At 73.5% G+C, this 13,433-nt stretch carries 9 protein-coding genes, 1 tRNA gene and 2 pseudogenes; 9 read left to right on the top strand and 3 right to left on the bottom strand.

Annotated features, from left to right (window positions below):
* Nucleotides 1-57: 57 nt before the first annotated feature.
* Complete coding sequence (locus tag ET989_RS00955; RefSeq protein WP_131166683.1) at nucleotides 58-510, bottom strand: NUDIX hydrolase; 453 nt, start codon at nucleotides 508-510, stop codon at nucleotides 58-60.
* A 77-nt stretch (nucleotides 511-587) separates the two neighbouring features.
* Here ET989_RS00955 and ET989_RS16085 point away from each other — a divergent pair, with 77 nt between their 5' ends.
* The 4 genes and pseudogenes from ET989_RS16085 (at nucleotide 588) to nrfD (ending at nucleotide 5,919) form a co-directional block, all read left to right on the top strand.
* Complete coding sequence (locus ET989_RS16085; protein ID WP_131166682.1) at nucleotides 588-1,145, top strand: dehydrogenase; 558 nt, start codon at nucleotides 588-590, stop codon at nucleotides 1,143-1,145.
* A 12-nt stretch (nucleotides 1,146-1,157) separates the two neighbouring features.
* Nucleotides 1,158-3,830: pseudogene (gene fdh / locus ET989_RS00945) on the top strand (formate dehydrogenase); the annotation flags it as partial.
* Nucleotides 3,830-4,834, top strand: coding sequence for a 4Fe-4S dicluster domain-containing protein (locus ET989_RS00940; RefSeq protein ID WP_131166680.1), 1,005 nt, complete (start codon nucleotides 3,830-3,832; stop codon nucleotides 4,832-4,834). The pseudogene fdh and the gene ET989_RS00940, both read left to right, overlap by 1 nt.
* On the top strand, nucleotides 4,831-5,919 hold the full coding sequence (nrfD, locus tag ET989_RS00935; protein WP_131166679.1) for an NrfD/PsrC family molybdoenzyme membrane anchor subunit: 1,089 nt from the start codon (nucleotides 4,831-4,833) through the stop codon (nucleotides 5,917-5,919). The genes ET989_RS00940 and nrfD overlap by 4 nt, the downstream gene beginning before the upstream one ends.
* 135 nt (nucleotides 5,920-6,054) lie before the next feature.
* Here nrfD and selD read toward each other — a convergent pair whose 3' ends face one another.
* Entirely contained in the window at nucleotides 6,055-7,047 is a 993-nt protein-coding gene (selD, locus tag ET989_RS00930; protein WP_131166678.1) for a selenide, water dikinase SelD, read from the bottom strand.
* A gap of 44 nt (nucleotides 7,048-7,091) precedes the next feature.
* Here selD and ET989_RS00925 point away from each other — a divergent pair.
* The 4 genes from ET989_RS00925 (at nucleotide 7,092) to fdhD (ending at nucleotide 11,105) form a co-directional block, all read left to right on the top strand.
* Nucleotides 7,092-7,187, top strand: a tRNA-Sec gene (locus tag ET989_RS00925).
* Between the two features lie 23 nt (nucleotides 7,188-7,210).
* Complete coding sequence (gene selA / locus ET989_RS00920; RefSeq protein ID WP_131166677.1) at nucleotides 7,211-8,533, top strand: L-seryl-tRNA(Sec) selenium transferase; 1,323 nt, start codon at nucleotides 7,211-7,213, stop codon at nucleotides 8,531-8,533.
* A complete protein-coding gene (selB, locus tag ET989_RS00915) occupies nucleotides 8,530-10,302 on the top strand; it encodes a selenocysteine-specific translation elongation factor (protein WP_131166676.1) in 1,773 nt (590 codons plus the stop codon). Before selA ends, selB begins: the two co-directional genes overlap by 4 nt.
* Nucleotides 10,299-11,105 carry a formate dehydrogenase accessory sulfurtransferase FdhD gene (fdhD, locus tag ET989_RS00910; protein WP_131166675.1) on the top strand — a complete coding sequence of 269 codons (807 nt, stop codon included), beginning with the start codon at nucleotides 10,299-10,301 and terminating at the stop codon, nucleotides 11,103-11,105. Before selB ends, fdhD begins: the two co-directional genes overlap by 4 nt.
* A gap of 52 nt (nucleotides 11,106-11,157) precedes the next feature.
* Here the strand turns inward: fdhD and ET989_RS00905 are convergent, their stop codons facing one another.
* The gene (locus tag ET989_RS00905; RefSeq protein ID WP_131166674.1) at nucleotides 11,158-12,663 is read right to left on the bottom strand and encodes a catalase; all 1,506 of its coding nucleotides are present in this window, start codon (nucleotides 12,661-12,663) and stop codon (nucleotides 11,158-11,160) included.
* A 100-nt stretch (nucleotides 12,664-12,763) separates the two neighbouring features.
* On the opposite strand from ET989_RS00905, the pseudogene tmk reads away from it, so the two are divergent.
* Nucleotides 12,764-13,378: pseudogene (gene tmk / locus ET989_RS00900) on the top strand (dTMP kinase); the annotation flags it as partial.
* Between the last annotated feature and the right edge of the window lie 55 nt (nucleotides 13,379-13,433).

Below are 13,433 nucleotides of genomic sequence, written 5' to 3'. Positions count from 1 at the left end.
CCAGCCCACTGTGAGCAACCCCGATCGCCAGTACGCGGTGCAGCAGGTGCTGGGGTCCTACGCCTGAGGCGTCCGACGCGCCACCAGGGCCGGGATGACGTGCTCGACCAGCATGGGTGAGAGCGAGGCGTCCGCGGCGTAGTCGCACGCGGGATCGATCGGCAGCCAGCGCAGCTCCTCGATCTCGGCCGACGCCACCGGCTCGCCCGGCAATGGCGCAGCGAACACGTCGGACGCGATCCTCAAGCCGGGTTCGTTGGCCGCCCCGGCCGTCCAGTGGCCCAGGAGCCACACGGCAGCGGGGTCGAGGGCCAGTGACACCTCCTCGGCCACCTCGCGCAGGACGGCGTCCAGGTGCGTCTCGCCCGCCTCGACCTTGCCGCCAGGCAGCATGAACCGCGAGGTGCCGCGCTTGCGCACCAGCAACAGCTGGCCGAGCCGGTCGAGCAGCGTGCACGACACGACGAAGAAGTCGGGCGCCGGGCCGGTCGAGGAGTCCACGGCGTCCATCCAACCTTGTCCGCGGCCCCGCTGCGAACGTGACCCGACCTCTGGGCACTGTCGGCGGCAGGGGCTAGGGTGCCGCCATGGCGTTCCTCGGTTGGCCCGTGCTCCGCCAGGTTGCCACGCGCGACTGGCTGGGCCGCGGGCCGTCCGTCACCTCCCCGACCACGGCCGAGGCGGGCGCCCGTACCTCTACGGCCGACCGCGTCGCGCAGAGCGTGTGCCCCTACTGTGCGGTCGGCTGCGGCCAGCGCATCTTCGTCCGGGACGAGAAGATCATCCAGATCGAGGGCGATCCCGACTCGCCGATCAGCCGCGGCAGGCTGTGCCCGAAGGGGGCGGCGTCCGAGCAGCTCGTGAACTCGCCGCGCCGGGTGACGACCGTTCGCTACCGGCGTCCGTACGGCACGCAGTGGGAGGATCTCGACCTCGCCACGGCCACCGACATGATCGCCGACCGGTTCGTTCAGGCCCGACGCGACTACTGGCAGGAGCAGGACGCCGACGGCAACCGCCTCGACCGGACGATGGGCATCGCCTCCCTCGGCGGCGCGACGCTGGACAACGAGGAGAACTACCTCATCAAGAAGCTGTTCACGGCGGCCGGCGCGATCCAGATCGAGAACCAGGCGCGCATATGACACTCCGCCACGGTCCCCGGTCTGGGGGCCTCGTTCGGGCGGGGAGGCGCCACCCAGTCACTCCAGGATCTCGCACAGTCTGACTGCATCGTCATCCAGGGCTCCAACATGGCCGAGTGCCACCCGGTGGGCTTCCAGTGGGTGACCGAGGCCAAACTGCGCGGCGCGAAGGTGATCCACGTCGACCCGCGGTTCACCCGCACCTCGGCGCAGGCAGACCGGCACATCCCCATCCGCGCGGGCTCCGACGTCGTGCTGCTGGGGGCGCTCATCAACCACGTGCTGAGCAACGACCTGTGGTTCCGCGACTACGTGCTGGCCTACACCAACGCCACCAGCGTGATCAGCCCCGAGTTTCGCGACACCGAGGACCTCGAAGGCCTCTTCTCCGGCTATGACCCCGAGCTGCGCACCTACGACCAGTCCAGTTGGGCCTACGCCCAGACCGACGGCGGCACGGTCGACGAGCCCGGCTCCGACGGCACCGCCGACACCGCGACCGAGTCCGACACGGCCGAGGGGCAGGCGTTCGGCGAGGGCGGCCCGCCGCTGGAGCACCACCGCATCCGCAAGGACCCGACGCTCACCGACCCCCACTGCGTGCTCAACCTGCTGCGCCGCCACTACGCGCGCTACACCCCCGAGCTCGTGGCCGAGACCTGCGGCATCTCCGTCGACGACTTCGCCTACCTCGCCGCCGCCGTCGTCGCGAACTCCGGACGCGAGCGCACCACCGCCTTCTGCTACGCCGTGGGCTGGACGCAGCACTCGGCGGGCGCCCAGATGATCCGCACGGCGGCCATCCTGCAGCTCCTGCTCGGCAACATGGGACGCCCGGGCGGCGGCATCATGGCGCTCCGCGGGCACGCGTCCATCCAGGGCTCCACGGACATCCCGACCCTCTACAACCTGCTGCCGGGGTACCTGCCCATGCCGGTCGCGGGGAAGACCGACACCCTGGCGTCCTACCTGGACGGCATCGCGAGCAAGAAGCAGAAGGGGTTCTGGGCCAACGCGGACGCCTACACGATCTCCCTGCTCAAGGCGTGGTTCGGGGACGCCGCCACCGCCGAGAACGACTACTGCTTCGGGCACCTGCCGACGCTGTCGGGGGCCCACGGCACCTACCAGACGGTGCTCTCGATGCTGGAGGGCGGGGTGTCCGGCTACTTCGTGCTGGGGCAGAACCCGGCCGTCGGGTCGGCGCACTCGCGGCTTCAGCGGCTCGCGCTGGCGAAGCTCGACTGGCTCGTCGTCCGCGACCTGCAGATGATCGAGACGGCGACCTTCTGGCAGGACGCCCCCGAAATCGAGACCGGAGAACTGATCACCGACCAGATCGGCACCGAGGTGTTCTTCCTGCCCGCGGCGTCCTATGCCGAGAAGTCGGGCACGTTCACCCAGACCCAGCGCCTGCTGCAGTGGCGGCACAAGGCCGTGGAGCCGCCGGGCGACTGCCAGAGCGAGCTCGACTTCTTCCACCTGCTCGGGCAGAAGATCCGCGAGCGGCTGGCGGGCTCGGACGACCCCCGCGACCGCCCCCTGCTCGACCTCACCTGGGACTACCCGGTCGACGAGCACGGCGAGGTCGACCCCGAGGCGGTCCTGCGCGAGATCAACGGCCACGCCGACGGCGAGCTGGTTGACGGGTTCGCGCAGCTGCGCGCCGATGGCACCTCGGCGTCCGGCTGCTGGATCTACGCGGGCGTCTACGCCGGCGGGGTGAACCGCTCGGCGCTGCGTGTGCCGAACGGCGGGGGCGGGCCCACGGCGTCCGAGTGGGGGTGGGCGTGGCCGGCGAACCGCCGCATCCTCTACAACCGGGCCTCGGCCGACCCCGACGGCCGCCCGTGGAGCGAGCGCAAGAAGCTCGTCTGGTGGGACGCCGACGCCAGCCGCTGGGTGGGCGACGACGTGCCCGACTTCCCCATCGGCCTGGCCCCGGACCACCGCGCCGCGCCCGGCACGGGCGGGCCGGACGCCCTGGACGGCACCGACGCGTTCATCATGCAGGCGGACGGCGTGGGGTGGCTGTTCGCACCCAAGGGGCTCGTGGACGGGCCGCTGCCGACGCACTACGAGGCGCAGGAATCCCCGGTGCCCAACCCGGTGTACCCGGTGCAGGCCTCGCCGACCCGCGTCACCTTCCGCCGCCAGGACAACCTGTTCGCCGCCTCCGCCGGCCAACCCGGCGTCGAGGTGTACCCGTACGTGTTCACCACCTACCGGCTCACCGAGCACCACACGGCCGGCGGCATGTCGCGCTGGCTGCCCTACCTGGCCGAGCTCCAACCGGAGATGTTCTGCGAGGTCTCGCCACAGCTGGCGGCCGAGCGCGACCTGGTCAACGGTGGCTGGGCCACCCTGGTGTCGCCGCGGGCGGCCATCGAGGCACGCGTGCTCGTCACCGACCGGATGCGCCCGCTGGCCGTCAGGGGCCGGACCGTCCACCAGATCGGCCTGCCCTACCACTGGGGCGTGGGCGGGCATGCTGTGGTGGAGGGCGACGCCGCCAACGACCTACTGGGGCTCGCGCTCGACCCGAACGTCCAGATCCAGGAGTCCAAGGTGGGTTCGTGCGACATCAGGCCCGGACGCCGACCGCGCGGCCCCGCGGTGCTCGACCTGGTGGCCGAGTACCAGCGTCGGGCCGGGCTCACGCCCGACACCTCGAAGGAGGCCTGATGGGGTTCTGGCGCAACCAGCTCAGCGGTCCCACCGACCCGATCGCCGATGCCAACTGGACGCAGGGGGAGTCCCGCAAGGGGTTCTTCACCGATACCTCCATCTGCATCGGCTGCAAGGCCTGTGAGGTCGCCTGCAAGGAGTGGAACCGCGTCCCCGCCCGCACGGACGCCGACGGCCCTGCCTGGCAGGGGTCGTCCTACGACAACTCCGGGCACCTGGGCGCCAACACCTGGCGGCACGTCGCGTTCATCGAGCAGGGCCCCGACCAGCTGGCCCGCGCCAAGGCGTCCGGCGCGGTCCTGCTGGGGATGCCGAAGCGGACGGCTGAGCCCACACGGCTGGCTGAGCCCGTCGAAGCCCCCGCCGAGCCCGTCGGCCTGCCCGCCGTCCGCTGGCTGATGAGCTCGGACGTCTGCAAGCACTGCACGCACGCGGGGTGCCTGGACGTGTGCCCGACGGGCGCGCTGTTCCGCAGCGAGTACGGCACGGTCGTGGTGCAGGCCGACGTCTGCAACGGGTGCGGCTACTGCGTGGCCGCCTGCCCGTTCGGTGTCATCGAGCGCCGCGAGAAAGGCGTCGTCGAGATCGGCGACGGCACGCAGCAGCCGGTGCCGAACGGAGGCGTCGCCCAGAAGTGCACGCTCTGCTACGACCGCCTGCGCGACGGCCAGACCCCGGCCTGCGCGCAGACGTGCCCGACGACGTCCATCAGCTTCGGCGACCACAGCGACATGGTCGCCAAGGCGCGGGCCCGGCTCGCGACGCTGCATGAGCAGGGCCACACGGAGGCTCGCCTCTACGGCGCCAACCCCGACGACGGTGTCGGCGGCACCGGGTCGGTGTTCCTCCTCATGGACGAGCCCGAGGCCTACGGGCTGCCGCCCGACCCCGTCGTGACCACCCGCGATCTGCCCCGCATGTTCACCCTCGCCGGCATGGCGGGCACCGCCATGATCGGCGTCGCCCTCGGCGTGTTCGCCGCGTTCGGGAGGCCCTCGTGACCACCAGCCCCTTCGACGCCGACCGGCCCCCCAAGCCTCCCCGCGACGGACGCCGGCGCCGTCGCCGGGCCGGTCGCCGAGGCGACCCGAACGCGACCGTCCCGGACGCCGAGTTCCGCTCCTACTACGGGCGCCCCATCGTCAAGCAGGCGCCGTGGGGTCACGAGATCGCGTACTACCTGTTTCTGGGCGGGCTCGCCGCGGGGTCTGGCCTCGTCGGCGCCGGGGCGCACCTGACCGGGCGCCCCACCCTGCGCCGCAACGCCCGGCTGGGGGCGCTGGCGTCCGTCGGGCTGGGCGGGGTGGCGCTCATCGCCGACCTGGGGCGACCCGAGCGGGCGCTCAACATGATGCGGACCGCCAAGCTGACGTCGCCGATGAGCGTCGGGTCGTGGATCCTGGCCGGGTTCGGCACGTTCGCCGGCGCCGCCGCGGTGCTCGAGGTGGCGCGGCCCCTGCTGCGCGACGGCGTGCTCGGCCGGGTTGCCCGCGTCGCCGACCCGCTCGCCAGCGCCGGCTCCGCCTTCTTCGCGCCACCACTGGCCGCCTACACCGCCGTCCTCCTCTCGGACACCGCGACGCCCCTGTGGCACGAGTCGCACCGCGAGCTGCCGTTCCTGTTCGTGTCGTCGGGCCTGGGCGCCGGGTGCGGGCTGAGCCTGGTCACGACGGCGGCGTCCGAGACCGCGCCGGTGCGCGCACTGGCGGCCGTGGCCGCTGCGTCCGAACTCGTCGCGGACCACCTGCTCGAGCGCCGCCTCGGGGAGGAGGGCCAGCCGCTGCGTCAGGGGCACGCCCACCGCTACCACGCCGCCGCGCGCCTGCTGACCGCCGGGGGTGGTGTCGGGGCGCTGCTGTCCGGGCGGTCGCGGGCGCTGGGTGCGCTGGCGGGCGCGATGCTCGTGGCGGGGTCGTTCTGCACGCGCATGGCCGTGTTCGAGGCGGGGCAGGCGTCGGCGTCCGACCCGATCTACACGGTGCGCCCCCAGCGACGGCGGGCGGACGCCAAGGCCGCGGCCGGGCAGGGCGCGACCCAGCCCGGTGGCGAATGGCCCACCGGTCGCGCGAGGGAGCAGGCCCCGTGAGCGCCGGCGCGTAACGCCATCTTGACCACACCCCGCGTCACCGCCGGAGCACCGTCCTTGTCTGACAAGGGGGAACGGCGACGGAGGCTCAGGCGCGGGTGCGGCGTGTGGTCCAGATGGCGCTACGTTCGGCTCTCAGCCCCGCACCACCACGACCGCGTCGCCGCGGGGCACGAACTCGCCGATGACGGGGGCGCCCGGCACCTCGCCCGCGAGCATCAGCCCGCCGGAGGTCTGCGCATCAGCCAGCAGGACCAACTCGTCCTCGTCCACCGACGCCTCGAGGTGGGGACGCACCCAGTCGAGGTTCCGCCGCGACCCGCCCGGCACGAAACCGGCCGCCAGCGACTCCCGGGCGTCTGCCAGGTAGGGCACCGCGGCGGCGTCCACCACCGCGGTCACCCCGGAGGCCCGGGCCATCTTGTAGAGGTGGCCGAGCAGCCCGAACCCGGTGACGTCGGTGGCGGCCTCGATGCCGGCGGCCAGCGCGGCGCGGGCGGCATCGGCGTTCAACGAGGCCATCGACTCGACCGCGTGCGGGAAGGCGTCGCCGGTGGCCTTGTGCCGGTTGTTCAGCACCCCGACCCCCAGCGGCTTGGTCAGCGAGATCGGACGCCCCGCCCGGGCGGCGTCGTTGCGCAGCAGCCGGTCGGCGTGCCCCCGGCCCGTCACCGCGAGCCCGTAGGTCGGCTCGGGGTTGTCGATCGAGTGCCCGCCGGCCAGCGGAATCCCGGCCGCCTCGCACACGGCGAGTCCGCCGCGCAGCACTTCGGTCGCCAGTTCGGTCGGCAGGACCCCCCGGGGCCAGCCCAGCAGGTTGATGGCCAACACGGGCTCACCCCCCATGGCGTAGATGTCCGACAGCGCGTTCGCGGCGGCGATGCGGCCCCAGTCGTAGGCGTCGTCGACCACCGGCGTGAAGAAGTCGGCCGTCGAGATGACCACGGACCCATCCGCCCCCACGCGCACCGCCGCCGCGTCGTCACCGTCGTCCAGCCCCACGACCAGGTCGGGGTGGGGGCGTCCGGTCAGCCCGGAGACCATCGCCTCAAGCTCGCCGGGCGGGATCTTGCACGCGCACCCTCCACCGTGGGCGTACTGGGTGAGCCGGAGCCGGGTCGGGGTCATGCGGCCCACCCTAGTGAAGCCGTGCACTAGTCTCGGCGGCGCAGGGAGGCGTACGAGTTCCTGGTGGGCTCCCCGGTCTTCAACACCGGTGAGGCCGAGTACCTCGGCCTGGCGGGTTCGATTCCCGTCCGCCTCCGCCACGACCGACGACGAGGAGGGCGCGGTGGACGACCGACGGCGCATCCCCCGCACGGACGCGGTCCTGGCCGACCCGCGCCTGACCGCAGCCGCCGCCACGCACGGACGCCCTCGCGTCAAGGCCGCCGTGGTCGCCGCCCAGGAGCGCGCCCGCTCCGGCGACCTCGACCCCGAGCGCGTGCCGGACGCCGCCCTCGCCGCGCTCCGCCCGCCGAGTTCCCTGCGCCCCGTGCTGAACGCCACCGGCGTCGTCGTGCACACCAACCTCGGCCGCGCGCCCCTCTCTCGGGCCGCCATCGCCGCCGTGGTGGACGCCGCGGGTGCGGTCGACCTCGAGTTCGACCTCGCCACCGGACGCCGCGGGCGCCGGGGCGCTGGGGTCGAGGCCGCCCTGCTGGGGGCGGTCCCGAACGCCGAGGCGGCCCTGGCGGTGAACAACGGCGCCGCCGCGCTGGTGCTCGCCACCACCGCGCTGGCTGCCGGGCGCGAGGTCGTCGTCTCCCGGGGCGAACTGGTCGAGATCGGCGCCGGGTTTCGGCTGCCCGACCTGGTGGCGTCCACGGGCGCGCGCCTGCGCGAAGTAGGCACCACCAACCGGACCCACCTGGCCGACTACGCCGACGCCCTCGGGCCGGACACCGGCTGCATCCTCAAGGTGCACCCCAGCAACTTCCGGGTCGAGGGATTCACCGCGGGCGTGGACGTGCCCCACCTCGCCGCGCTGACCCGCCCCGACGGCAGCGCCGTGCCGGTGGTCGTCGACATCGGCTCGGGCCTCCTCTCGCCCGACCCGCTCCTGCCCGGCGAACCCGACGCCGCCTCGGTGCTGGCCGCCGGCGCGACCGTGGTGACGGCGTCCGGCGACAAGCTGCTGGGCGGGCCCCAGGCGGGCCTGCTGCTCGGCACGGCCGACGCCGTCGAGTGCCTGCGCCGACACCCGCTGGCCCGCGCGCTCCGCATCGACAAGCTCGCTCTCGCGGCGCTGGAAGCGACCCTCACCGGCCCGACCCCGCCGGTCACCCTCCACCGCCGCCTGACCCCCGACGCCTACCGCGCGCGGACCGAAGCCATCGCCGCGAAGGTCGGCGGCTCGGTGGTCGACGTGGACGGGCGCGTCGGCGGCGGGGGAGCCCCCGGCGTCCCACTGCCGGGTGTGGCCGTCGCCCTGCCCGCCCACGCCGATCGCACCGCGAACGCCCTGCGCGCCGGCGACCCGGCCGTCGTCGCCCGCGTCGACGGCGGCGCCTGCCTGGTCGACCTGCGCTGCATCGACCCCGACCACGACGACCGCCTCGCGCAGGCCGTGCTGGCCGCGCTGGTCGTCGTCGGCACCGAGGGACGCCCGTGAGGGTCATCGCCACGGCCGGCCACGTCGACCACGGCAAGTCGACGCTCGTGCGTGCGCTCACCGGCACCGACCCCGACCGCTGGGCCGAGGAGCACCGCCGCGGACTCACCCTCGACCTCGGTTACGCCTGGACGAGCCTGCCCGGCGGCGAAACCGTCGCCTTCGTGGACGTCCCGGGTCACCAGCGGTTCATCGCCACCATGCTCGCCGGGCTGGGCCCGGCCCCGGGCGTCCTGTTCGTGGTGGCCGCCGACGAGGGGTGGCGCCGCCAGTCGACCGAACACCTGGCCGCCGTGCGCGCGCTCGGTATCGAGCACGTCGTGGTCGCCGTCTCCCGCGCCGACCTGGCCGACCCGGCCGAGGCGGCCCGGCAGGTACGTGAGCGCCTCGGCGACGTGCCGCTCGTCGCCGTCTCCGCGGTCACCGGGCAGGGACTGGACGACCTGCGCGCCGCCCTCGACCAGCTCTGCGTGCGCCTGCCCGACCCCGTCACCACCGGCCGGGTGCGGCTGTGGGTCGACCGAGTCTTCACGATGAAGGGTGCAGGCACGATCGCGACCGGCACCCTCGAGTCGGGGCGCATCGCCGTCGGCGACACCGTCCAGCTCCAGCGAGCCGAGGGGGCGACCACCGCCACCGTCCGGGGCCTGCAGGCGCTCGGCGTCCCGCACCCCGAGGTGCCCGCCGTCGCGCGGGTGGCTGTCAACCTGCGCGGCGTCACCACCGGCGACCTCGCGCGCGGCGACACCCTGCTCACACCGGGAGCGTGGCACCGCACCACCAGCGTCGATGCCCGCCTGCTGGCCCCCGACGACGTGCCCGAGCACCTCACTCTCCACGTCGGCACGGTGGCCGTGCCTGCCCGCGTGCGTCCGCTCGGCGGCGACGCCGTCCGTCTCACCTGGCCCCACCCGCTGCCCCTGCAGGTCGGCGATCGCCTCGTGCTCCGCGACCCCGGCCGCCACCACATCGTCGCCGGTGCGCAGGTGCTGGACGCCGACCCGCCGGCCCTGCGCCGCCGCGGCGCCGCCCGCGAGCGCGCGTCCGCCCTCGCCACCCGGGGGGCGACGCTCGACGTCGCCGCCGAGGTCGACCGTCGCGGCTGGGCGCGGGCGTCCGACCTGCTCGCGCTGGGCGCCACCGCCGAGGCCCTGGCGGACGCCGGCGTCCGGGAGTACCGCGGGGTGCTGGTGTCGCCCGAGCAGTGGGCGGACTGGACCCAAGCCCTCGGCGAGGTCGTGCGCGCGACGGTCGAGGCCGACCCCCTGCAGGCACGGATGCCGGCCGGGGCGGCGGCGTCCGCCCTCGGGTTGCCGACAGCCGACCTGGTGGGTCCTCTGGCGTCCGACGCCGGGCTGCAGCTGGTCGCCGGCCACGTGGAGGTGCCCGGCCGTCGCGCCGACCTGGGCGCGGCCGAGGCCGGCCTGGACGCCCTCGAGCAGCGGCTGGCCCAACGCCCGTTCGCCGCGCCCGAGGCCGACGACCTTCAGGCCGCGGGGCTCGGCCCCAGGCAGGTCGCCGCAGCCGTCCGCCTCGGCCGCGTGCTCGACCTCGGCGGGCACGTGCTGGTGCTGCCCACAGCACCCGCGCTCGCCAGGCGCAGGCTCGCCGCTCTGCCGCAGCCGTTCACCACCAGCCAGGCCCGGCAGGCGCTCGACACCACGCGCCGAGTCGTGATCCCGCTGCTCACCGAACTCGACCGCCGCGGTTGGACCCGCCGCATCGACGCCGGCCACCGCGAGGTCGCCCGCCCCGGGGGCACCCCGTGAGCCGCCACGTCCGCCGCCGCATCGTCGCCGTCGACGCCGACCACCCCGGCGGCGAGGCCCGGTCGGACGCCCTCGCAGTCGAGGAGCCACTGGAGATTCGCGTCAACGGCGCCCCGTTCATGGTGACCATGCGGACGCCCGGGCACGACATCGAGCTCGTCCACGGGCTGCTGGCCGCCGAGGGCATCGTCGCCCGAGCCGAGGACATCGCCACCGCGCGCTTCCCGCGCAACCGGTTCGACGTGCTGGAGGTCCGTCTTGCCGAGGGCGTCGCGCCCCCGCACGAGCGGACGCGGGCGACCACGACCACGGCGTCCTGCGGCGTCTGCGGCACGCCGACCCTGGACGCCCTGCGCCAGGACCTGCCCTTCGACGTCGCCGCCGATGACGTCCGCGTGTCCGGGGCGACCCTGCTGCGGCTGCCCGGCCTGCTGCGCGAGGCCCAGCGCACGTTCTCGGCCACCGGCGGCCTGCACGGCGTCGCGCTGTTCGAGGCGGACGGCAGCCTGCTCGTCGCCCGCGAGGACGTCGGACGCCACAACGCCACCGACAAGGTGCTCGGCTGGGCGCTCATGAACGGACGCCGCCCCGCCCGGGGGTGCTTGCTGATGGTGTCGGGGCGGACGAGCTTCGAGCTCGCCCAGAAGGCGGCGCTGGCGGGCGTGCCCGTGCTGGCCGGGGTCTCGGCGCCCTCGTCGCTGGCGGTCGACGTGGCGGAGGCGTCCGGGGTGACGCTGGCCGGGTTCGTCCGGGGGGACCGGATGAACCTCTACGCCCACGCGAAGCGCATCACGCTGGGCTGAGACGCGACGACGGGGCCGCCCCGGAGGGACGGCCCCGTCGGGGGTTGAGGGATCAGGCCTCGCGCTCGACGCCCATGCCCGGCACGGTCTCCTCGTCGCGGCCGGCCTTGACGGCCTCGTCGACGCGGGTTCCGATGGTCTCGTCGACCGACTTCCAATACCAGATGGCCCGCTCGTAGACCTCGGCGCGCTTGATGCCGCCCAGGGCGCCTGTCAGGGTCTCCACGAGGCGGTCGCGCTGCGCATCGTCGAAGACCTCGCGCACGAGCGTGCCGGCCTGGCCGAAGTCGTCGTCCTCGGCGTGGAGGGCGTAGGCCTGGCGCACCATCTCGCCGTCGGCCTCCCAGCCCTCGGGCACCGTCCCCTGGAACTCCTGGGCCGACTCACGGCCGAGGGAGTTCGGGGCGTAGACCGGGGCGGTACCGGAGTGGTGGTACGCCTGGTTGCCGTCGAACATCCACTGGTTGACGGCCTCGAAGCCGCCCTCGACGCCTTGGGGCTGGTTGACCGGGAGCTGGTGGAAGTTCGGGCCGATGCGGTAGCGCTGGGCGTCCGCGTAGCCGAAGACGCGGCCGAGCAGCATCTTGTCGGGGGACACACCCATGCCGGGCACCATGTTGGACGGCGCGAAGGCGGCCTGCTCGATCTGGGCGAAGAAGTTGTCCGGGTTCTTGTTGAGCTCCAGGACGCCGACCTCGTGCAGCGGGTAGTCCCCGTGCGGCCAGACCTTGGTGAGGTCGAACGGGTTGAAGCGGTAGGTCTTGGCCTCCTCGTACGGCATGACCTGGACCGACAGCGTCCACTTCGGGAAGTCGCCGCGCTCGATGGCCTCCCACAGGTCGCGACGGTGGAACTCCGCGTCCTCGCCCGCGAGCTTGGTGGCCTCCTCGTTGGAGAGGAACTCCATGCCCTGCTGGGTGTGGTAGTGGAACTTCACCCAGAAGCGCTCGCCGGTCTCGTTGACCCACTGGTAGGTGTGGGAGCCGTAGCCGTTCATGTTGCGCCACGTCTTCGGCAGGCCGCGGTCTCCCATGAGGTAGGTGACCTGGTGGGCCGACTCGGGGGAGAGGGTCCAGAAGTCCCACTGCATGTCGGCGTCGCGCAGGCCGTTGGAGGCGAGCCGCTTCTGCGAGCGGATGAAGTGCGGGAACTTCATCGGGTCGCGGAGGAAGAAGATCGGGGTGTTGTTGCCGACGATGTCGAGGTTGCCCTCCGTCGTGTAGTGGCGCAGCGAGAAGCCACGGACGTCGCGCCAGGTGTCGGGGGAGCCCAGCTCACCGGCGACGGTCGAGAAGCGCAGCAGCGTCTTGGTGGTGGTGCCCGGCTGGAACACGGCCGCCTTCGTCCACTTCGACACGTCCTGGGTGACCGTGAAGGTGCCGAACGCGCCGGCGCCCTTCGCGTGCGGGCGACGCTCGACCACGTTCTCGCGGTTGAAGTGCGCCAAGGTCTCGACCAGGTGCACGTCGTGCAGCAGGAGCGGCCCGTTGGAGCCGATGCTCAGGGAATGCGCGTCGCTCTCGACGGGAGCGCCGCCGGAGGTACGGGAAATGGTCATGATGATTCCTTCCGTGCACGTCAGTGGCTTGTCGTAGACAGGCTCCCACCTCTCCAACAGCTTTCGCACACGCGTTATTCCCTACCGCGCTGCGCCTAGGATGAACGGCGTGCAGGGAGCATTCGTGGTGTTCGAGGGCGGCGACGGCGTCGGCAAGTCGACCCAGGCCGGACTGCTGGCCGACTGGCTCTCCGACCAGGGGCGGGAGGTCGTCAGGACCTTCGAACCCGGCGACGGCCCGGTGAACGCGCAGATCCGCCAGATCCTGCTGTCGCGGGCGACCGAGAACCTCGCCCCGCGCGCCGAGGCGCTGCTCTTCGCCGCCGACAAGGCCCAGCACGTCCACTCCATCGTCCGCCCGGCCCTTGAGCGCGGGGCGGTGGTCGTGTGCGACCGCTACGTCGACTCGACGCTCGCCTACCAGGGTGCCGGCCGCATCCTCGACGTGGGCGAGGTCGAGCGCATCAACTGGTGGGGCACCGACGACCTGCGCCCCGACCTCACCGTCCTGCTCGACCTCGCCCCCGAGACGGGCCTGGGTGGCATCGACGAGCACGACCGGATGGAGTCCGCCGGCGCCGCGTTCCACGAGCGCGTCCGGGCCGGCTTCCTCGAGCTGGCCGAGCGACACCCCGAGCGGTACCTGGTCCTGCCCGCCCGCGACCCGATCACGGCGCTGGCCGAGCGCATCCGCGAGCGGGTGGCCGAGCTCATCGAGCACCCCGAGCGTGGTCACGAGGTCGGACGCCGCGGGCTGCTGTCGGCGCTGT

The organism is Propioniciclava sinopodophylli, from assembly GCF_004324755.1.
GTDB lineage: Bacteria > Actinomycetota > Actinomycetes > Propionibacteriales > Propionibacteriaceae > Propioniciclava > Propioniciclava sinopodophylli.
The sequence above is the reverse complement of the archived record's forward strand: the minus strand, read 5'-3'. Positions and strand labels throughout refer to the sequence as shown.

Excerpts from the sequence above, each read along its gene's own strand:
- ET989_RS00955 (WP_131166683.1), bottom strand. The coding sequence starts at position 510 with ATGGACGCCGTGGACTCCTCGACCGGCCCGGCGCCCGACTTCTTCGTC.
- ET989_RS16085 (WP_131166682.1), top strand. The coding sequence starts at position 588 with ATGGCGTTCCTCGGTTGGCCCGTGCTCCGCCAGGTTGCCACGCGCGAC.
- ET989_RS00940 (WP_131166680.1), top strand. The coding sequence starts at position 3,830 with ATGGGGTTCTGGCGCAACCAGCTCAGCGGTCCCACCGACCCGATCGCC.
- selD (WP_131166678.1), bottom strand. The coding sequence starts at position 7,047 with ATGACCCCGACCCGGCTCCGGCTCACCCAGTACGCCCACGGTGGAGGG.
- ET989_RS00905 (WP_131166674.1), bottom strand. The coding sequence starts at position 12,663 with ATGACCATTTCCCGTACCTCCGGCGGCGCTCCCGTCGAGAGCGACGCG.